This is a genomic window from Myxococcus sp. CA033, from assembly GCF_013336625.1.
Lineage (GTDB): Bacteria > Myxococcota > Myxococcia > Myxococcales > Myxococcaceae > Myxococcus > Myxococcus llanfairpwllgwyngyllgogerychwyrndrobwllllantysiliogogogochensis.
In genome coordinates, this window is record NZ_JABUMU010000001.1 from 95,679 (window position 1) to 114,790 (window position 19,112).

Below are 19,112 nucleotides of genomic sequence, written 5' to 3' on the forward strand. Positions count from 1 at the left end.
AAGCGGAGGAAGGCCGGCGCTAATCGCCGGACTGCTTGAAGATGAACGGATAGGTGACGACCACCACGCCACCGCCCTTGGGCTCGGGGAACTTCCAGGTGCGCACGCGACCGGCCACGCACGTCTCCAGCTCCGCGTTGCCCGCGGTGGACTGGGCCACCGAGGACGACGCCACGGAGCCGGTGGCGGTAATCACGAACTTCACGGCCACCTTGCCGCCCAGCTTCGGGAACCGGTTGAGGAGGCTTTCGTAGCAGTAGCGAATCTGCCCGCGGTTCATGTGGATGACCTTGCGGATGAGCTCCTTGTCCAGCGAGCCCATGACCTCCGGGTCGGACGAGGTGATACCCACGTCCACGCTGGACTTGCCACCCAGCACGCCCACGCCAGTGCCGTAGCTGCCGGTGCCGCCGCCACGACCCTTGGTGCCGATACCGCCGATGCCGACGGTGTCACCGGTGCCGCCGCCGCCGCCGCCGGAGCCGCGAAGGCCCAGGCCGCCGAAGCCACCCGAGTTGCCCGCCTTGGCGCCGAACATGTTGCCCATGGCGCTCTTCAGGTCGCCGCCCAGGCCCTTGCTGCCGAACACGGTGGAGATGCCGCCCTTGCCGCCGCCGAAAATCTTGGCGGTCAGCGCGCGCGCCTCGTCCTTCTTGTTCGGGTCGCCCTTGGGCGCGGTGCGGTTGTTGGTCTTGGGCGCGTCCTTCTTGCCCATCTGACCTTCGTCACCGCGGCTCTTGGCCGCCATCTCGCCGCTCTTCTTCGCTTCCTTCTGCTGATTGAGGCGCTCGAGGAACTTGTTCTTCTGCGCCTCGGGCGGCTTGATGAGGAACTTGGCGATGCGCGCCTGGTTGCCGGACAACTCGTCCGCGTACTCGTCACCCTCGCCCGTGCGGTTCATCGCGGTGATGACGAACGCGGTGGCCGCGAAGAACATCACCAGGAAGATGTTGAGCGCGGTGTAGTCCAGCGACTCGCCCAGCGGCGCCACGACGCGCTTGGGGACGGACTGGAAGCTCGCCTCCATCGTCACGCCGCCCAGGTCCACCCAGAAGAAGTCCTCCGCGTCGAGCGTGAGCGTGTACGCGTCACCCTCGTGCGAGGCCTTGCCGGACTCGATGACTGCCTTGAGCTCCTGCGTCTCGCCCTTGCGGACCAATTCGCCCTTCATCTTCCCCGTGAAGCGCACGACGAACGACTGACCGTCCGTGCGCAGCACGTCGAAGCGGGGAGCGCCGAACTTGGCGTCACCCATGACGAAGTCGACGCCCGCGGCGCTGCCCACCGTCACGAAGCGCTTGATACCCGGGGCGACGAAGAACTCGCCCACCCGCTGGTCACCCCAGCAGAAACGCAGCGACACACCCTGCGGACCGCTCGACTTGGAGCGGCGCACCGTGCGCACGCGGGGCGCGGCGTCGTCGACCGGGGCCTGCGTCGCGCGGAGAGCCGGCGCGGGCTCCTCGGCGGCGAGGATGGGGCTCTTCTGCGTGGGGGCGACGGAGGCGTCCAGCGCACCCGCGCTCGCGGCGGCGACGGGGGTGGGAAGGGACGACTCGGCGGCCTCGGCGGCGGCGGCCTGCGCCAGCCCCGTGGCGGCGGTGGTGGAGCCCAGCACGGGGTTCTTCTCCGTGGTGGTATCCGTGCTCGCCGCGGCCACGGCCAGGTTTGCAGCCGCGATGGCGGAGGGGTTCTCCAGCCGGATGGTGGTGGCACCCACCCGAATCTCGTCGCCGAACGACAGCAGGCCCTTGTTGACCCGCTTGTTGTTGACGTACGTCCCCTCGACGCTGCCCATGTCGATGATGGACATGGAGCCGTCGCCGGCGACCTCGATGACGGAGTGGATGCGGCTGACCTTCTCGTCCTCCAGGCACAGGTGCGCCGAGGACAGCCGGCCAATCTTGATGATGTCGCGCTCGTAGTCCTTGGTGGCGACCAGGGTGTCGCCCTTGAAGACCTTGAGTGTCAGGGGAACGGCCATGAGGGCTCCTGCGGAAGGTGGATGCTCGCTATGGACAACGCTCGCGCCGGAAGGTTCCCGCCGACGCACCGACGCTTGTTACAGCTCGCCCACGGACTGCATCACCTTGTCCTCGAAGTCCTCGCGGATGCGGATGAGGTTCGAGTGCTTCACCGTCTCACGCGCCTCGATGTACTCGCCGTCCGGTTTGGTGAGGTCGCCTTCGATGGTGTCGTCCTCGAAGTCGATGTTCGTCGTCTTGGAGTAGCGCACATTGCCCTCCGCGCCCCCACCTGACGGCTTGGCCGCATCATCCTGGGCGAAGGCCGGAGCCACCGCGAGCACCGCGCACAACATCAGAGCCTTCCGCATCACTGCCTCCCACAAGGGCCCCGCCGGGCCCGTTCGACGCCGCATGTCCAGACAACGGACAGCGAAGGTTCGCATCATCCCCCCGGGGCTCGCCACAGCGAAGGCACCCGGGGACATCCCAACTTTCACAGCAGGTCGTCTTCAGGCTCACCCGGCTCGGAAGGATCCGTCGTGCCTGCATTCTTCTTCTCCTGAGCCCCCGCTGCGGGGGACTGAGGAGGGGCCGCCGGCGGCTGGGGCGAAGAGCCCCCCGCCGGAGTGGCCTGGGCGGAAGTACCCGTGCCCGTGGCCGGAGCCACCGCGGCGCCATTGGGCGCGGGGGCCTGGGGCGCCTGCTTCTTCTCCGCGGCCTGCATCTGGGCCTGCTGCTTCTTCTGGAGGTCCTCCATCTTCTTCGCCTGCTCTTCGGCCGCGACGGCCTCGCGCTTGGCGCTGACGATGGCCTCCGCCTCACGCAGCAGCCCGAAGACGGGGGCCTCGCCGGACAGGGCCACCTCTCCGCCCGCCGTGGCGATGTACCGCTTGTAGAGCTCCACGGCGCGCTCGGGGGCGTCCTTCACCTTGTGGAGGAGGATGGCGCGGTTGAGGTGGACGGCCGCCAGCTCCGGGTCCAGCTTCTCCGCTTCGTCATACTCCTGCATCGCCTTGTCGTACTGACCCTGGCCCTTGTAGGAGAGGCCCAGGTTCAGGTGCGCGGTGGCGTTCTTCCCGTCCGCCTGGAGGATGCGGCGCAGGTGCTCCTCCGCGCCGGGATAGTCCTCCGCGTCCAGCGACAGCTGCGCCAGCGCGACGTGCGACGGGACATAGTCCTCGCGCGCCTCCAGCGCCTTCTTGAAGGACAGCCGAGCGTCATCGGCATCACCCTCGCGCAGTTGGATGAGGCCCACCGAGTGGTGCAGCTCCGGGTCCGCGCCGTCCAGCTTCACGCCGCGCAGCGCCACCAGCTTCGCCATCGAAAGCTGCTTGCGGTCCAGGTAGCTGCGGATCATCACCTTCAGCGCGGTGGTGGACGTCGGATCTCTCATCAGCGCGCCACGGGCCAGCTCCATCGCCTTGTCGTGGTCGTTCTGCTGCCGGTAGATCTCCGCCAGGCGCGCGCGGGACTGCGCGTCGTCCGGATAACGCTGGAGGACCTCCTGATAGAGGGCCACCGCGCCGGCCACGTTGCCGCCGTTCTGCTCCATGACGGCCAGGTTCTCGGACGCCTGGCGCAGCGAGGGCTTCTTGGTGAGCGCCGCCTTGTAGCGGGCCTTCGCCTCCGGGATGTTGCCCTGACGCTCGGCGATGACGCCCAGGTTGTACTCGGCCTCGGCGAGGTTCGCGTCGGACTCCAGCGCCGACTTGAACTTGCGCTCCAGCGCCGGGTAGTCGAACGCCTTGGCCTTCTTCTGCGTGTCGAAGGACTTCACCGCGTCCTCGAAGCGCGCCTTGGCCGTGTTGGAGATGGGCGGAGGCGGAGCGTCCTTCGGCTGCGCCGTGGGGTTCTTCGCCACGGGCGCGGGAGAAGTGGCCTTGGACGCGGTGCAGCCGGCCGCGATGAGCGACGCGGCCGCCAGGAGGGGGAACAGGCGCATGGTACGGGTCGTCCGGTTCATTAGAGGAAGTCCTCCGGCTCCTCGTCGGCCCCAGCCGCCTTGGCGGGCTTGGTGCCGTCCGGGGTGGAGGCGGTGGCCTTCGTGTCCACCTGGGTCTCTGTCTGCGAGCGCAGCTGCGCGGTGAGGTCCGTGAGGTCCTCCTGCAGCGCCTCCTTCTGGTTCTTCTGCTCCGCCACGGCCTTGGGCGCCGGCGGCGGCACGTCCTGGATGCCGGCCAGCACGTCACCACCGATGATCTGCTGGCGGCTCTTCAGCGCGACCTTCTCCTCCGGCATCTCCGGATAGCGGTCCGGCTGGTAGGTGGTGCGCAGCAGCTTCAAGCTCTCCGCGGCGCAGGCGTTGAACACGTCCAGCTCGCGGCTCTTCGCCACCGTGGCGGCGAACGCCTCCGTGGCCTTGTCCTTGAGCGGCTGGGCCTGGTTGGTGAACTCGTCGCGCAGCGCCTGCTGGGCCTCTTCGTCCAGGCCGCGCGGCATGGGCGCGTTGATGACGCTGTGGGCGAAGTGGTCATACGCCAGACCAATGCGGTTGAGCGCGCAGAGCGACGGCTCCGGAGCACCCAGGGACACCGTCTGCACGTACTTCTTCTCCACCACCTGCAGCGCGCGGCTCTTGTCCTGGATGCTGGCGCGGAAGCGGTCCGGCGACGGCGGCGCGCCCCAGTACAGCTTCAGGCGCTTGTACTCCGCCCAGTCCAGCTCCACGCCCAGGAACTGCGCCTGCGCGGCGGTGGCCAGCGCGGGCTTCTCCAGTGTGGTCTGCACGCGGCGGGGGAGCTGGTCGAAGTGCTCGCCCACGCGCTTGTACATGCGCGTCACGTCGCGCGACTTGTTCATCTTCTTGTACAGGTCGATGATCCGTCCCTCGGCGGTGAGGAACTTGCTGGCCGAGCGCATGTTGTCGCGCTCGTACTCTTCCAGCATCTTGATGGCCCGCATCGCCGCGCCGCTCTTACCGGTCAGCTCGATGATGGACAGACGGATGTCATCCGCGTCCTTCGCCTTCGGCCACAGCTCCAGGTAGCGCTCGCGGTTGCGCAGCGCCGCCTTCGTCTGGCCCAGGCCCTCGCGGTAGGTGGACGCGTTGAACAGCGCCACCTGCGCCTTGGCCTCGTCCCACTTCTGCGGCACCGCCGGCTTGTCGTCGCCGCCGCCCTTCCTGTTGGACTTGCTGGACTTGCTCGGGCGCGCCTTGCCGCCACCCTTCTCCGACACGCTGCGCTCGTAGCCCTTCACGTACAGCTCGTAGGTCGTCGCGGCCTGCTCGAAGTCGCCAATGGCCTCCAGCGCTTCCGCGTTGGCGTAGATGGAGTCCGGCACGTACTTGGAGCGCGGATACTGGGCGAAGAGCCGGGCCCGCACTTCAATCGTCTTATCCAGCATCTTCGCTTTGTAGTAGTCGACGGACGCGTTGTAGAGCGCCAGGTCGGCGATCTCCGTCTGCGGGAAGTCGTGCACGAAGTTGAGGTACGCCTCGGCCGCCTTGGAGAACTCCTTCTTCTCCTCCAACTGGCTGACCAGCTTGAACGACGACTGCTCAATCAGCTTGGCCAGGTCGTCGCGGAACTTGCCCGTGGCCAGCTTGTCGTTGGCGTAGAAGCGCCGCGCCCACTCGTTCACCTTCGCGAAGTCCTGGAGCAGGTTGTACGAGTCGAGGATGAGGTTGGCGCTGATCTCCGCGGCGCGGTCGCCGTTCTCGAACTTGTACTCGGGGTAGCCGAGCGCGATTTCGCTGAAGCGCAGCACCGCCTCGTCGAAGTGGTTGTGGCGGTAGTAGATGTTCGCCGCCTTGAAGGCGATCTCCACCCGCTTGTCACCCTTGGGCACGTACTTGAGGTAGCGCTCGCACGCATCCAACAGCGCCTTCTTCAGCGTGGGGATGGCGGCCTTCTTCGACAGGTCCGTGCCCACCGATTCGCTCTTCGCCTCGCCACGCGCCTCGGCGGCCTTGACGACCTCGTCGTAGGCCAGCACGGCGTTGTAGGACGCGTTCGGCAGCCACTTGCCCGGCTTGCCCGGCTTCAGCTTGCCCTTGTCGTCCTTGGCCTCCAGCACCTTGGCGTCCTGGAGCACGACGAGCGTGTAGTTGGCGGCGGCCTTCTCGTAGTTCTGCAGGTTGTCGTTGAGCAACTCCGCCCAGAAGAAGCGCAGGTCGTACGCCTTGGGGTTCTCCGGGAAGAGCGTGAGGTAGTCGCTGTAGACGGCGTCCGCGTAGCGGAACGTCTCCTCGTTGCGCGTCTTGCGGCCCTCGTTGTGCCAGGTGACGGCGAGGTTGGAGAGCGTGCGCTCGGACAGCTCCTTCGCCTCCGCGAGCAGCTTCTTGTCCTTGTCGTCCTTGATGACGCCGGAGCTTTCGACCTCCTTCATGATCTTCACGAGCCGGCGCACCTGGGCCACGGTGCGCTCCTTGTTGCCCATGCGAAGGATGCAGTCGACGATCTTCCCCTGGAAGCCGGGCGCCTCGGGCGACAACGGCTTCTCCTTGATGAGGGAGTTGAAGGTGATGGCCGCTTCGCGGTCCTTGCCGTCGCCGTAGTACATGTTGGCGAGCTGCTTGAGCATCGTGAAGCGGTCCTCCGGATTGGAGGCCACCTTGCCGAAGTCCGCGCGCGCCTGCGCCACGTCGCCCTCGTGCGCGTACGCTCGCACGTAGTCGGTCCGGGCCTCACGCACCAGCGAGCCTCGGCCGCTCTTGCCGCCGTCCTTCTCCACCGCGTTGGCGCCGGCCAGCTCGCCGTACAGCACCACCGTCTTGAACTTGTCCTTCGCCGCCGTGTAGTCACCCAGGTTGTAGTGGCACCAGCCCTGCTTGTAGAGGGCGAACGCGTACACCTGGCTCTCCGGGAACTCGGCGGCCTTCTTGTAGGCCACCAGCGCCTTCTCCAGCTCCGGGCGCTTTCCCTTGGAGTTGTTGAAGTAGTACTCGCCGAAGGCGAGGTACGCGTCCGGGATGTACTTGGACTTCGGGTGCTTCTCCACCAGGCGCTTGAAGGCGACCAGCGCCTTGCGGTCCTGGCCTTCCTCCATCAGGTACTGACCGAGGAAGAAGAGCACCTCGTCCGTGCGCTCGAACTTGGGGAACTCCTGGACAATCCTTGTGTACTGCTCGACGGCGAGCTTGCCGTACTCCTTCTGCTTCGCGACGAACTCCGCCTTCTCCGCCTTGGCCTGTTGCTGGCCCGCGGCGTCGTTGCGGTTCATCGCCTTGATGAGGTCGTCGTCCTTGCGGTTGGCCTCGAAGAAATAGAACTTCGACTCCTCCCAGTAGAACTCTCCCAGGCGGAACAGGAGGCTGGGGACCTCCTTCGGATCCGGCGACAGGGAGATGATCTTCTTCAGCGAGACGATCTGCTCGCGTCGCTTGGAGGCCACCTGCAGCTCCACGCCCAGTCGGAACTGGTCGTACTGGAGCGCGGGGGCGACTTCTTCCTTCTTCTTCTCGCGGGTGATGTCGCCAGCCAGGGACTTGTCCACCGCGGTGGCGGACTTCTGGCCCAGGTCGGCGTCACGCGGCGCTTTCTTCTCCTGAGCGGCGGAGGCCGAGGCCAGGAGGACGAGGCAGACGAGGAGCGAACGGCGCATGGTCTTCCTAAGCGGGGGGGACCGGCGTCCCCGGTTGCCTACCAAACAGGCAAGTGGCCGGGAATCTTCGGGAATTTCCATTCGGGGAGAACCACTATGCGCGGTTTCCAAGTGCAGGGTCAACCCTGACTGGCTGGCCCCTCCAGAAGTGGAAAGCAGGCCGGCAAACTTCCAGAACTGCTGTGAAAAGGATGACAACACGGTTGCCTTGTCGGACCCACCGGGTATGGGGGAGCGGACGGCCGGCTGCCCGGTCGCCCTGCCTGGAGTGGGTGTCGGATCATGAGTCTGTTGCCGGAAAGCGCCAGCTTCGAGGAGCTGGTGCAGGACTACTTCCTCGCGGTGCGTGGCGCGGGGCTGATGCTCTCGGCATTGGACTCGGAGCTTCTGACATCCTGGGCCAGAGAAGGCGTTCCGTTCGAGGTGGTGGCGCGGGGCATCTCCCGCTCGGCGGAGAAGGCGCTGTGGGATGCGCGCCCCGGTGAGCCCGTGCTGCGAAACCTGCGTGCGTGTCGGCGGCAGGTAGACGCGGAGATCAAGAAGTACCGTTCGCTGACGGCGGGCGCGGGTGAGACACCGGCGCCGGAGGCTCCCTCGCGACGTCGGAAGGCGCTGTCGTGGGAGGAGACCCGACATGCCCGGCTCGTCGACGCGCTGGAGGACCTCGCGGGGCGGGAACAGGCCCTGGCGCCCCGGGTGGCGTGGCTGCGCGGCACGGTGCTGGCGAGCATTCCGGGGGAGCCCGCCGCGCTCGATGCGCAGGAAGCCCTGAGTTTCCTGGCGCTCCTGAGAGCCCTCCCCTTCCTGCAGCGACGCGAGGTGTGGCGTGACGCACTTTCGGTGGGTTCTGAACAGCAGGTGATGTCGGTACGCGCGCGAAGGCTCTCCCGGCGCTTCCGGGTGGTGGCCGCGGTGCGACGGCGACTGGGTGTGAAGGAAGTCTGAGGGGGCGACACAACTACTGCTCGCCCGTTCAGTTTGCGAGGAGACGGGGAAGGGCTCTGCTATGGCGATGCGCGAGACGGGTGTGGGAGCGAAGGCGACTGGGGAGGGGTGCCGCGTCTGTGCCGGCCGGACGTATGTCATCGAACGGCACGGAGACCAGGCGCAGGCGCGCGTGTGCGCATGCTCGGAGAACTGCTCCATCTGCGGCGGGCGCGGCCATGTGCTGGTGGAGCGAGAGGGCGTCTTCAGCCAGAAGGTGGGGCCCAAGCGCTACGAGGTGATGGAGCCCTGCACCTGCACGCGGCGGATGCGGCGGGTGACCATCTTCAACGACGTGCGGCTGCCCGGCGTGGTGGCGCACGCGTCCTTCGACAACTACCGCGCCTTCAACGAGGCCCAGGACCGGGGCCGCGGGGTGGCGATGCACTTCGGCCACCAGTACGTGAAGGGCGCCACGTCCAAGGGCTTCATCCTGAGCGGCCCGGTGGGCACCGGGAAGACGCACCTGCTCGCGGCCACGCTGGGCCACCTCGTCATCGAGATGGGAGTGCGCGCGCGCTACGTGGAGATTTCGCTCCTCTACGCCACCATCCGGCGGGGCTTCCAGGACGGCAAGAGCGGCGGAGAAATCATCGGGCCGCTGTCGGAGGTGGAGGTGCTGGCCATCGACGAACTGGGCAAGGGACGCGGCAGCCCGTTCGAGATGGAGACGCTGGATGAGCTCATCGCCCGCCGCTACAACGCGGGCCGCACCACGCTGTTCGCGACGAACTACTCGCTGGAGCCGGAGAAGAAGCAGCGCCCCCTGGGCCCCACCGGCTACCGGACGACGGAAGACGCCAAGGCGGTGGTGAAGGAAGCGGAGCTGCTGCGCGAGCGCGTGGGCGAGCGCATCTACAGCCGCCTCTGCGAGATGTGCACCTTCGTGGAGCTGCCCAAGGACACCCCTGACCGCCGACGCACGCGGCAGGAAATGGACACGCTCCACCAGCCCCCCACCGGCGGCATGCGCAGCGCCGGGCGGTGACTCGGGCGCCATGACCGACGCCATCCTGGTCCTCGTCACCGCGCCCTCCGCCGACAAGGCCGCGGAGCTGGCGAGGACCATCGTGGAAGAACAGCTCGCCGCCTGCGGCAACATCCTCCCCGGCCTTCGCTCCATCTATCGCTGGGAGGGCAAGGTGCAGGACGACGCGGAGGCACTCATCCTCTTCAAGACGAGAGCCGCGCTCTTCGACACCCTGCGCGCCCGCATCATCGAGTTCCACCCCTACCAGGTGCCCGAGGTGCTCCGCGTCGACATCGCCGATGGCCACGCGCCCTATCTCGCGTGGATTCTCGACAACACCCGCGCCTCGCCCTGAGCAGCACCACCGCGCGCGTCGAGCCACTCACGTGGCGGGTGGAACAGGAGTCTCGGGGGGCTTCGGCTCCGCCTCCGCGGGCGCTCCCGGTTCCGCCTTGAAGACGAAGTGTCCGTCCTGGAAGTCGACCCGGATGCGCTGGCCCTCACTCAGCTCACCGCGCAGCATCATCCGGCTGAGCTCCGTCTCCAGCTCGCGCTGGATGACGCGGCGAAGGGGACGTGCGCCATAGCGGGGCTCGAACCCCCTCTCGGCCAGCGAGTCGCGCGCCGCGTCCGTCAACTCCAGGCCCACGTTCTGCCCGTGCAGCTTGCGGCGCGTGGCCTCCAGCATCGTGTCGACGATGCGTCGGAGCTGCTCGGGGTTGAGCGGATGGAAGACGATGATTTCGTCGATGCGGTTGATGAACTCCGGCCGGAAGTGTCCGCGCAGCGCGTTCATCACCGCCTCGCTGGCCCGCTCCCTGACCGTCCGCTCCTCGTCCCCCGAGTTCTGGAAGCCGAGCGCCGCCCTCGCGGCCCCCATCGCCTCCGAGCCCAGGTTGGACGTCATGATGATGACCACGTTCTTGAAGTCCACGGTGCGGCCGCGTGAGTCCGTGAGCCGCCCGTCGTCGAGAATCTGCAGCAACAGGTTGAACACGTCCGGGTGCGCCTTCTCCACCTCGTCGAAGAGCAGCACCGAGTACGGCCTGCGACGCACGGCTTCCGTGAGTCGCCCCGCATCCTCGTAGCCCACATATCCCGGGGGCGCGCCGATGAGCCGGCTCGCCGTGTGGCGCTCCTGGAACTCGGACATGTCCAGGCGAATCATCGCGGCCTCGTCGTTGAACAGATACTCGGCCAGCGCGCGCGCCGTCTCCGTCTTGCCCACGCCCGTGGGCCCCAGGAACAGGAACGAGCCGATGGGACGATTCGGGTCCTTCAAGCCCGCGCGAGCCCGGCGCACCGCCTCGGAGATGGCGCGCAGTGCGTCCTCCTGTCCCACCACGCGCTGCTTCAGCGCATCCTCCATCTCCAACAGTCGCTGTCCCTCTTCCTGTTGCAGCTTCCGCGCGGGGATGCCCGTCCACTCGCTCACCACCGTGGCGATGTCCTCCGGCGTCACGGCGGGTTCGGTGACACCTCGCTTGAGCTGCCACTGCGTGCGCAGGCCTTCCAGCTCCGTGCGCAGCGTGTCGAGTTCGCCCTTGAGTCGGCTCGCCTCTTCGTAGCGCTCCCCTGCCACCGCCGCGCTCTTGTCCTTCTCCTTCTGCGCGAGCATCGCCTCCACCTCACCCAGCCGGTCCGGCGCGGTGCGTGCGCCCAGCCGCACCATGGCCGAGGCCTCGTCGAGCAGGTCGATGGCCTTGTCCGGCAGGAACCGGTCATTGACGTACTTGTCGGACAGCTCGACGGACGCGGTGAGCGACGTGTCGAGAATCTTCACGCGGTGATGCGCCTCGTACGCATCGCGCAGTCCTCGCAGGATTTCGATGGCCTGCTCCGGCGTGGGCTCGGCCACCATGACGGGCTGGAAGCGGCGCTCCAGGGCGGCGTCCTTCTCGATGTTCTTCCGATACTCATCCAGCGTCGTGGCCCCCAGGCACTGCAGCTCTCCGCGAGCCAGCGCCGGCTTGAGCAGGTTGGACGCATCCACCGCGCCCTCGGCACCGCCGGCGCCCACCACCGTGTGCACCTCGTCGATGAAGAGGATGATCTGCCCCTTGAGGGCGCGAATCTCGTCCATCAGTCCCTTGAAGCGCTCCTCGAACTCGCCCCGGAACTTCGTGCCGCCCAGGACACTCCCCAGGTCCAGCGACAGCACGCGCTTGTCCTTGAGCACCTCGGGGACCTCTCCCGCGACGATGCGCTGGGCCAGCCCCTCCGCGATGGCCGTCTTGCCCACGCCCGGCTCACCGATGAGCACCGGATTGTTCTTCGTCTTGCGACTCAGGATGCGAATGACGCGACTGATTTCCTTCTCGCGCCCGATGACCGGGTCCAACTCTCCCGCGCGCGCCAGCACCGACAAGTCCCTGGTGAAGCGTGTCAGGTTCGGCGGAAGCCCTCCGCTTCCCTGCCGCCCACCGACTCCCGCCGAGGGCGCCGCGGGGCCGCCCACCGAGGCGACCAGGCGCTTGCGCAGCTCATTGACGTCGACGCCCGAGAGGAACTGCGCCGCGTAGCTCTCCGCCTCCATCAGGATGCCGAGCAGCAGGTGCTCCGGTCCAATGAAGCTATGCCCCATCTGGAGCGCCTGGAGGCGGGCAATCTGGAGCACGCGCTTGACGCCCGAGGACAGCGTCACCCCCTGGGCCTTGCGCGGCTCGCGGCGGGGCATCACCGCGTCCAGGCGCGCCTCGAACTCGTCCACGGGCGCGCCTGCGTGCTTCAGCGACTCGCGCAGCTCCGGAACGGAGTGGAGCAAGGACAGCAACAGGTGCTCGATGCGCATCCGCTCGTAGCCCGAGTCGAGCGTCATCCGCGCCGAGCGCTCCAGCACCTGCTGCGCCATCTCCGACAGCTGCGTCAGCAGATTCTCCCGGCCCCGAGGGCGAGGGCCCATCATCTGCTCGACGAGGCTCTCCAGGCTGCCGAACCCCTTGGCGTCCCCCAGCCCCACGCCCATCGCGCTCGCGCAGTGGTTGCAGAAGTTGAGGATGGCTTCCTGCCCGTTCATCCGCTTCTTGAGCATGACCGCGGCTGGACGGGTCCGGCAGTTCTGACACAGCATGGTCGACGACCTCCGCGCTCCACTCCCGGGCAAGCTAGGAATGGCGCGGGCCGAGGACCACGGAAGGCCGCTTCACGAAGGGCGGGCATCCTGACGAGGCCTCATCCTCTCTCTCGTGAGAGGCGCTCTCACGACTCCACCGCCCCACCCCCAGGATGGAGGAAGGCGTTGGCTCGCGACGTTGCGCTGCGTGCGCTTCGGACGAAGCCTGTGACGAGAGTCCTCAGGAGTCCGAGTGATGTCCCAAGACCGACTTCCCCCGCGGCGAGGACCTGCGCCTCTTCCCCGGACCCCTCTTCCCGAGGGAACATGTCCGGCATCCGGCCGAATGTCGCCAAGGGCCCTGACGCCCATGCCCCTTCCGTCTCCGTTCCATTCGCGCCGAGTGCTCTCCACGCTCCTGGCGGCGTCGCTCCTGGGCGCGTGTGCAACCGCGCCTCGCGCCGTGAAGGACGAGGGCACCGAGCGCATCGAGAACATCATCGGGCGACCGGACCGCGAGGAGCCCATTCCCGAGGGCATCTCCTTCGTTCCGGACACGAGTCCACTGCCGGAGGACGCTCTCGCCGTGCTCGACGAGCCAGCGACGACCGACGAGGAACCACCACCGCCACGAAACACGGTGGAGACCTATCTCGAGCAGCCCTCGTCGCCGTACTCCACGATGCAGCTGCTGGGCCTGTGCACACCGCCCCGGCACGGTGCCTTCCACGCGCCCCATCCGCCCGCATGCACACTGGCGCCGGGCAGCATCCGGTTCCACATCGGTCCCAGGCCCGGGGGCAGCATCCCGGGACTGCTTCCCTGAGCCGGACTCACACGCCCCTCTTCGAAGAACCGGAGAGCAGCGGGCCGCGACTCACGAGCCAGCGCACCTCGCGCCAGAGGTCGCCCGCGCGGAGGCATACGAAGCCCCGCGCCTTCTCCACGGGCTCGCGCGGGAGCGGGCATGAGTCGGCCTCGACACGACGAACCGCTCACTCGGCTTGAGCACCCCGTGCATCGAAGGAGCCCCGAGGCTCCCCCGACACGACGGAGCGCTCAAGCCTGGGCGATGGACTTGGGCGGCAGCTTGAGCACCTGGCCCACCTTGATGTGGTCCGGGTCCTTGAGCTGGTCCTTGTTGGCCTCGAAAATCTTCGGGTACAGCTTCACGTCGCCGTAGATGTCCTTGGCCAGCTTGCCCAGCGTGTCGCCGGACTTCACCGTGTAGACCCCATACGGCTCCGCGTGCGTCACGGTGAGGTTCACCATGACTTCCTGCTGCCACTGCGTGTGCTTCGCCTTGATCTGGTCCCAGATGCGGTCGCGGTCCCACGCGTAGTCCACCGAGCCCTTGAGGATGAGCTTTCCATTCTCCTCGCGGGACTCGACCTTCGCGCCAATCGTCTTCGCCACGTCGAGCACGTCCTTGTAGTCATTCTGCAGGGCCATGGGCGTTCCTCCAGTCGGGTCAGGTCGCACGATGTCCACGTGACTGCCGCCGTGCGAGGGAGCGCACTGTAGGCACGCGGGCCTCGGCTCCCGTCTTGCCCTCCAGGCCCTCACCACTGCGTGCCAGCTGACACTCTCGCGAGGACGCCGGCTCCGTCGCTCCACGACAGTCCCCACGAGCACTCGCGCTTCGGCAGGAGAGCAGCCGGTGGTCCCTTTCCATTTCGCATCGGGTTCGTGGTAGCGAATGAGCACCGAGCCACGGCGCTCCTTCACCAGTGCATCACGCGCGGGAAGGATGACAGGCCGCCTGCTTCACGAGGGGCCGTACGGCACAGGCCAGCAGAATACCGCTCGCCCTCCCGAACGTTCCTTGGCTCGCTCAACCCCCAGAGGAGTCGACCCCCATGTCCACGCTGCGCAGCCTGTGCCTCATCGGAGCTTTCTCCGTGGGGGCCCTCGCCTGTAACGGAAACAAGGAGCCCCCCTCCCCCTCGGGCACCATTTCCCTCCCCACCCGTCCCACGCCTCCCCCGACCCAGCCCTCTCCCGAGCCGACGACGCCTCCCGTGACGCAGGTGCCCACGCCGTCCCCGGAGCCCACCACACCTTCGCCCCTTCCCACGCCCGAGGAGCCAGCCCCGCCTCGGTACTCGCGCGAGTGGTACGTCAGCCCGTCGGGCAACGACACCGCCGCCGGCTCGCAAGCCAGTCCGCTGCGCACCATCGCCAAGGCGCTCACCCTGGTGGGCCCCGGTGAAATCATCCGCGTCCAGCAGGGCACCTATGCGGAGAAGCTGGTGCTCGACTCCAACGTCCGCGCCGGCACCACCAGCGCGCCCATCACCCTGCTCGGCGAGGGCAAGCCCAAGCTCGTTCCCACCTCCAGCGGCTGGTACATGGTCCTGGTGCAGCGCCCGAACTGGCGCATCGAGGGCTTCGAGTTCGACGTGAAGAGCCAGCGGCAGATCGCCGTCACCTTCGCCGGAGACACCCAGGGCACGGTGCTCGCGAACAACGACCTGCACCACGGCGCCTTCGGCAGCGGCATCAGCACGGACGCCAGCGCGCGCGGCGTCACCATCGAGAACAACCACATCCATCACTTCGCTCGAGGGTCCGACGACTCGCACGGCGTCGTCATCGCCCCCACGTCGAAGGACATCACCGTGCGCGGCAACGACATCCACGACAACTCGGGCGACTCCGTGCAGTGCCTCGGGCCCGAGGGCTTCAGCAACGACGCGCCCGCCAGCGGCGTCCTCATCGAAGCCAATCACATGTACGACAACCGTGAGAACGCCGTGGACATCAAGACGTGCCACGACGTCACCGTGCGCGGCAACCGCATGCACGGCTTCACCAAGTCCTCGACGTCACGAGGTGAGGCGGTGGTGGTGCACTACTCCGCGAAGAACGTCGTCCTGGAGGACAACGACATCTCGGACGCCGCGCTGGGCATCGCCGTGGGCGGCAACCGGGTGGGCGCCCCGCCGACCAACATCTCCGTGCGACGCAACCGAGTCCACTCGCTGAAGATGCCCGAGGGCTCCGCCATCCGCATCGAGAACGGCGTCGACGTGCGCGTGCTGCACAACACCGTCACCGGGACGAAGGGCTTCGCGCTGGTGCTCGGACATGGCACCGGTGGCGACTCCACCAACGTGGCGGTGCGAAACAACCTCTTCGCCACGCGCAACGCCGTCAACCTGGGGCCCTACACCTCCGGGCTGGACCTGGCCGCCAACGTGTACCTGCAGGGCGCGAACTTCACGAAGGGCAACTTCTTCATCCCCGAGGACTCCTGGGTGGGTGAGCTGCTGGCCGCGTGGAAGCAGCAAGGCCAGGACGTGAGCTCCGCGGAGTCCGCCAACGCGCTGGTGGACACGAACACCTTCATGCCCGGCACGGGTGCGGTCGACCGGGGCATGGACCTGGGCCTGCCCTTCTGCGGCTCGGCGCCCGACGTCGGCGCGGTGGAGTCCGACTGCCCCTCGGATGCCCAGGCCGCCACCGCGGCGCTCACCGAATAGCGTCGTCGAGAGAGGACCTCCCGGCTGGATACGAGGAGGTCCTCTCCCGTGCGCCCCTCGGTCCACGCGCGGCGACAGCTTGCTGTCGATGGACCGCGACTCGTTGGACGTCACGCGCCGAGCAGCTCCCGGTGCAGCCTCGCCGTCAGCGGCTTGAGGTGGGGCTTGTCCACGAGCAGCGTGAGCTGGAGCGGTGACGTGTGGGCCGCATGCACCTTCGCGCCGAGTTCCTCCGCCGCCGCCAGGGACTGCCTCAGCGGCGCCCAGTCCGCGTTGAGCCCCACGCCCACGCAGGTGACGGTGCCCAGCTCCTCGCGCCATGACACCGCTCCGTCGAAGCGTGTGGCCAGCTCCTTGCGCAGCGCCTCCGGCCCGTGGATGTCCGCCAGCGGAACCAGGAGGTACGCGTGGGCCGTGCCCCCCGGCAGCCCGTCGAAGCCCAGGGAGCGGCCTCGCACGCCTCGGGCGTCGAGGAACTCCAACAGCTCCGGCAGCGGCACCTGCTCGCCCACCGCCAGCACCGCCAGCTCCGAGTCCGCCGTCACGCCCTTCACCCGACTGTCCGAGGGCGCCGTCAGCTCGCGCACCACCGTGCCGTTGCCCGGGGCATGCGCCGTCCTCGCGAGGATGGCGATGCCGCGCGACTTCGCCCACTCCACCGCCTGCGCGTTGAGCACCTTGGCGCCCGCGCTCGCCAGCTCCTGCATCTCGTCATAGCTGAGCGACTCCAGCTTGCGCGCATCCGGCACCACGCGCGGGTCCGCGCTGAAGATGCCATCCACGTCGGAGTAGATTTCACACGCCTCCGCCTCCAGCGCCGCCGCCAGCGCCACGGCCGTCGTGTCCGAGCCTCCGCGCCCCAGCGTCGTCACTTCCTTCTTGTAGGAGACACCCTGGTAGCCGGCGACGATGACGACCTTGCCGCGCGCCAGCTCGTCGTGGATGCGATAGGGCCGCACCTCGACGATGCGCGCCTGTGCGTGCGCGTCGTTGGTGATGATGCCGCTCTGGCTGCCCGTGAAGCTGATGGCCGGCACCTCCATCTCCTGGAGCGCCATGGAGAGCAGCGCCATGGAGATGCGCTCGCCGCACGTCAACAACATGTCCAGCTCGCGCCGCGCGGGGTCCGGGGACACCTGCTTGGCCAGGGCGAGCAGCTCGTCCGTGGTGTCGCCCATGGCACTCACCACCACCACCACCTGGTACCCGGCGTCGCGCTTGTCCTTCACCCTGCGCGCCACCTTGCGAATCTTCTCCACGTCGGCCACCGACGAGCCGCCGTATTTCTGGACCACGATAGGCATGAGCGTCTCACTACCCCTGTTGGGCGTGTCCGGGGAACCACACCGAAGCGCAGTCTTGCAGGAGCCCGGCCAGCGCGGTGAAGCACCCGAGCCGGGAGCCGGGCGTCGCCTTGACACCCCAAGGTCGGCCCCTATAGTCGGCGACGGTCTGCCCGGGCCGTCCGAGAAACACCTCCACGGCCGGCGGCCCAGGGTCGAGCGCGTCTCTCCTGGAGCCTGCCCATGGCGATGATCGAGGTACAGCACCTCACCAAGCGGTATCGCGACCGCGTGGCCATCGACGACCTCACCTTCAGCGTCGAAGAGGGCGAAATCCTCGGCTTCCTCGGGCCCAACGGCGCGGGCAAGTCCACCACGATGAAGATTCTCACCGGCTTCCTTCCGCCCTCGGAGGGAGTCGCCCGCGTGGGAGGCTTCGACGTCTTCACCCACCCGCTGGAGGTGAAGCGCCGCATCGGCTACCTGCCGGAGGCGCCGCCCCTCTATCCGGACATGACGGTGCACGGGTACCTGAAGTTCGTCGCGGCGCTCAAGCGCCTGCCCGCCCGGGAACTCAAGGGCGAAGTCGAGCGGGTGGCCGGCCTCACCGGCGTCACGCACGTGCTCGGCCGCCTCATCCAGAACCTGTCCAAGGGCTACAAGCAGCGCGTCGGCATCGCGCAGGCTCTGCTCGGCTCGCCCCAGGTCCTCATCCTCGACGAGCCGACGGAAGGGCTGGATCCCGCGCAGCGCGCGGAGGTGCGCGCGCTCATCAAGAGCCTCGCGGGCAAGCACACCGTCATCCTCTCCACGCACATCCTCCCGGAAGTGACGATGACGTGCGAGAAGGTCCTCATCCTCAACCAAGGGCGCATCGTCGCCTACGACGACCTCCGCAAGCTGGCCGGCTCCCAGGGCACCTCGGAGAGCGCGTCGCTGGAAGAGGTCTTCATCAAGCTGACCGCCGCCTGAGCGCGACGCCCGTCCCCTCCTTCAAGGAACCCCCCGGTCCATGCGCATCGCCCTGGCCATCGCTCGCAAGGAGCTGTCCCTCTTCTTCACCACCCCGTGGGCCTATGGCGTCTTCACGGCGATGGTGGCGCTCTCGTCCTTCTTCTTCGTGAACCTGCTCGCGACGTTCCAGCAGGTGCAGGAGCAGGCACGGGAAGTCACGTGGGCGATGATGCCTCCGGACATGACCGCCTACCGCAACCTCACCGACGGGGTGATGGTGCAACTGTGGGGCATGGTCATCATCATCACCCTCTTCATCGCGCCCTTCCTCTCCATGCGGCTGTTCGCGGAGGAGAAGCGCAACAAGACGTTCGAGCTGCTGATGACCGCGCCAGTGCGCCCCATCGAAATCGTCCTGGGCAAGTACCTGGGCGGACTGGGCATCATCTCCGCGACGCTGGGCCTCACGCTCATCTTCCCGCTGGTGCTCTCCGCGTTCGGCCATGCGGAGTCCGGCACCGCGCTGGAGTGGCCCACCGTGCTCCTGGGCTACGGCGGCATCCTGCTGTGGGGCGCCACGTGCATGGCGGTGGGCATGTTCATCTCCGCGCTCACGGAGAGCCAGATGCTGGCGGCCTTCCTCACCTTCGCGGTGCTGCTGCCGTGGATGCTGCTGTCGGGCGTGGCGCAGGCCACGGAGGAGCCGCTGCGCTCGGTGCTGACGTACCTGTCCTTCGACGCGCAGTTGCAGAACATGCTCAAGGGCATCCTCGACGTGCAGACGCTCGTGTTCTTCGCCTCCGTCATCGTCTTCTCGCTGCTGCTCACCCACCGCACCGTGGAAGCGCGGCGCTGGGCCTGACATGGCCCGCG

At 67.7% G+C, this 19,112-nt stretch carries 14 protein-coding genes; 7 read left to right on the forward strand and 7 right to left on the reverse strand.

What is annotated here, in order from left to right; all coding sequences use genetic code 11:
* Nucleotides 1–19: 19 nt before the first annotated feature.
* The 4 genes from gltG to HUA78_RS00280 all read right to left on the reverse strand — a co-directional run bounded on the left by gltG (nucleotide 20) and on the right by HUA78_RS00280 (nucleotide 7,511).
* Entirely contained in the window at nucleotides 20–1,984 is a 1,965-nt protein-coding gene (gene gltG / locus HUA78_RS00265; RefSeq protein WP_174475430.1) for an adventurous gliding motility protein GltG, read from the reverse strand.
* Nucleotides 1,985–2,062: 78 nt separating this feature from the next.
* Entirely contained in the window at nucleotides 2,063–2,335 is a 273-nt protein-coding gene (cglF, locus tag HUA78_RS00270; protein ID WP_174453616.1) for an adventurous gliding motility protein CglF, read from the reverse strand.
* A gap of 125 nt (nucleotides 2,336–2,460) precedes the next feature.
* Entirely contained in the window at nucleotides 2,461–3,930 is a 1,470-nt protein-coding gene (gene gltE, locus HUA78_RS00275) for an adventurous gliding motility TPR repeat lipoprotein GltE (RefSeq protein ID WP_174453615.1), read from the reverse strand.
* Nucleotides 3,930–7,511, reverse strand: coding sequence for a tetratricopeptide repeat protein (locus HUA78_RS00280; protein WP_174453614.1), 3,582 nt, complete (start codon nucleotides 7,509–7,511; stop codon nucleotides 3,930–3,932). Before HUA78_RS00280 ends, gltE begins: the two co-directional genes overlap by 1 nt.
* Before the next feature lie 282 nt (nucleotides 7,512–7,793).
* Here HUA78_RS00280 and HUA78_RS00285 point away from each other — a divergent pair, with 282 nt between their 5' ends.
* The 3 genes from HUA78_RS00285 (at nucleotide 7,794) to cutA (ending at nucleotide 9,820) form a co-directional block, all read left to right on the forward strand.
* Complete coding sequence (locus HUA78_RS00285) at nucleotides 7,794–8,456, forward strand: hypothetical protein (protein ID WP_141647498.1); 663 nt, start codon at nucleotides 7,794–7,796, stop codon at nucleotides 8,454–8,456.
* A 61-nt stretch (nucleotides 8,457–8,517) separates the two neighbouring features.
* Entirely contained in the window at nucleotides 8,518–9,483 is a 966-nt protein-coding gene (locus tag HUA78_RS00290) for an ATP-binding protein (RefSeq protein ID WP_174453613.1), read from the forward strand.
* A gap of 10 nt (nucleotides 9,484–9,493) precedes the next feature.
* Nucleotides 9,494–9,820, forward strand: coding sequence for a divalent-cation tolerance protein CutA (gene cutA / locus HUA78_RS00295; protein WP_174463062.1), 327 nt, complete (start codon nucleotides 9,494–9,496; stop codon nucleotides 9,818–9,820).
* Nucleotides 9,821–9,847: 27 nt separating this feature from the next.
* On the opposite strand, the gene HUA78_RS00300 is transcribed toward cutA, so the two are convergent.
* Nucleotides 9,848–12,496, reverse strand: a complete 2,649-nt coding sequence (locus HUA78_RS00300; protein WP_254623512.1) for an ATP-dependent Clp protease ATP-binding subunit — start codon at nucleotides 12,494–12,496, stop codon at nucleotides 9,848–9,850.
* Between the two features lie 424 nt (nucleotides 12,497–12,920).
* Between HUA78_RS00300 and HUA78_RS00305 the strand changes: the two genes are divergently transcribed.
* Nucleotides 12,921–13,343, forward strand: coding sequence for a hypothetical protein (locus HUA78_RS00305; RefSeq protein ID WP_174463064.1), 423 nt, complete (start codon nucleotides 12,921–12,923; stop codon nucleotides 13,341–13,343).
* 233 nt (nucleotides 13,344–13,576) lie between these two features.
* On the opposite strand, the gene HUA78_RS00310 is transcribed toward HUA78_RS00305, so the two are convergent.
* A complete protein-coding gene (locus tag HUA78_RS00310) occupies nucleotides 13,577–13,969 on the reverse strand; it encodes a LysM peptidoglycan-binding domain-containing protein (protein WP_141647503.1) in 393 nt (130 codons plus the stop codon).
* 407 nt (nucleotides 13,970–14,376) lie between these two features.
* On the opposite strand from HUA78_RS00310, the gene HUA78_RS00315 reads away from it, so the two are divergent.
* Nucleotides 14,377–16,002 carry a nitrous oxide reductase family maturation protein NosD gene (locus HUA78_RS00315; RefSeq protein WP_174463066.1) on the forward strand — a complete coding sequence of 542 codons (1,626 nt, stop codon included), beginning with the start codon at nucleotides 14,377–14,379 and terminating at the stop codon, nucleotides 16,000–16,002.
* 110 nt (nucleotides 16,003–16,112) lie between these two features.
* On the opposite strand, the gene HUA78_RS00320 is transcribed toward HUA78_RS00315, so the two are convergent.
* The gene (locus tag HUA78_RS00320; RefSeq protein WP_141644826.1) at nucleotides 16,113–17,306 is read right to left on the reverse strand and encodes an aspartate kinase; all 1,194 of its coding nucleotides are present in this window, start codon (nucleotides 17,304–17,306) and stop codon (nucleotides 16,113–16,115) included.
* Nucleotides 17,307–17,534: 228 nt separating this feature from the next.
* Between HUA78_RS00320 and HUA78_RS00325 the strand changes: the two genes are divergently transcribed.
* Both HUA78_RS00325 and HUA78_RS00330 read left to right on the forward strand, forming a co-directional pair.
* On the forward strand, nucleotides 17,535–18,257 hold the full coding sequence (locus HUA78_RS00325; RefSeq protein ID WP_141644831.1) for an ABC transporter ATP-binding protein: 723 nt from the start codon (nucleotides 17,535–17,537) through the stop codon (nucleotides 18,255–18,257).
* Nucleotides 18,258–18,297: 40 nt separating this feature from the next.
* Nucleotides 18,298–19,101: an ABC transporter permease gene (locus tag HUA78_RS00330; RefSeq protein WP_174463067.1), complete on the forward strand. Its 804-nt coding sequence runs from the start codon at nucleotides 18,298–18,300 to the stop codon at nucleotides 19,099–19,101.
* Nucleotides 19,102–19,112: the final 11 nt, after the last annotated feature.

What these genes read in the sequence shown, in the direction of transcription:
- gltG (WP_174475430.1), bottom strand. Translation starts at nt 1,984, where the DNA reads ATGGCCGTTCCCCTGACACTCAAGGTCTTCAAGGGCGACACCCTGGTC.
- cglF (WP_174453616.1), bottom strand. Translation starts at nt 2,335, where the DNA reads ATGCGGAAGGCTCTGATGTTGTGCGCGGTGCTCGCGGTGGCTCCGGCC.
- gltE (WP_174453615.1), bottom strand. Translation starts at nt 3,930, where the DNA reads ATGAACCGGACGACCCGTACCATGCGCCTGTTCCCCCTCCTGGCGGCC.
- HUA78_RS00280 (WP_174453614.1), bottom strand. Translation starts at nt 7,511, where the DNA reads ATGCGCCGTTCGCTCCTCGTCTGCCTCGTCCTCCTGGCCTCGGCCTCC.
- HUA78_RS00285 (WP_141647498.1), top strand. Translation starts at nt 7,794, where the DNA reads ATGAGTCTGTTGCCGGAAAGCGCCAGCTTCGAGGAGCTGGTGCAGGAC.
- HUA78_RS00290 (WP_174453613.1), top strand. Translation starts at nt 8,518, where the DNA reads ATGGCGATGCGCGAGACGGGTGTGGGAGCGAAGGCGACTGGGGAGGGG.
- cutA (WP_174463062.1), top strand. Translation starts at nt 9,494, where the DNA reads ATGACCGACGCCATCCTGGTCCTCGTCACCGCGCCCTCCGCCGACAAG.
- HUA78_RS00300 (WP_254623512.1), bottom strand. Translation starts at nt 12,496, where the DNA reads ATGCTCAAGAAGCGGATGAACGGGCAGGAAGCCATCCTCAACTTCTGC.
- HUA78_RS00310 (WP_141647503.1), bottom strand. Translation starts at nt 13,969, where the DNA reads ATGGCCCTGCAGAATGACTACAAGGACGTGCTCGACGTGGCGAAGACG.
- HUA78_RS00315 (WP_174463066.1), top strand. Translation starts at nt 14,377, where the DNA reads ATGTCCACGCTGCGCAGCCTGTGCCTCATCGGAGCTTTCTCCGTGGGG.
- HUA78_RS00320 (WP_141644826.1), bottom strand. Translation starts at nt 17,306, where the DNA reads ATGCCTATCGTGGTCCAGAAATACGGCGGCTCGTCGGTGGCCGACGTG.
- HUA78_RS00325 (WP_141644831.1), top strand. Translation starts at nt 17,535, where the DNA reads ATGATCGAGGTACAGCACCTCACCAAGCGGTATCGCGACCGCGTGGCC.
- HUA78_RS00330 (WP_174463067.1), top strand. Translation starts at nt 18,298, where the DNA reads ATGCGCATCGCCCTGGCCATCGCTCGCAAGGAGCTGTCCCTCTTCTTC.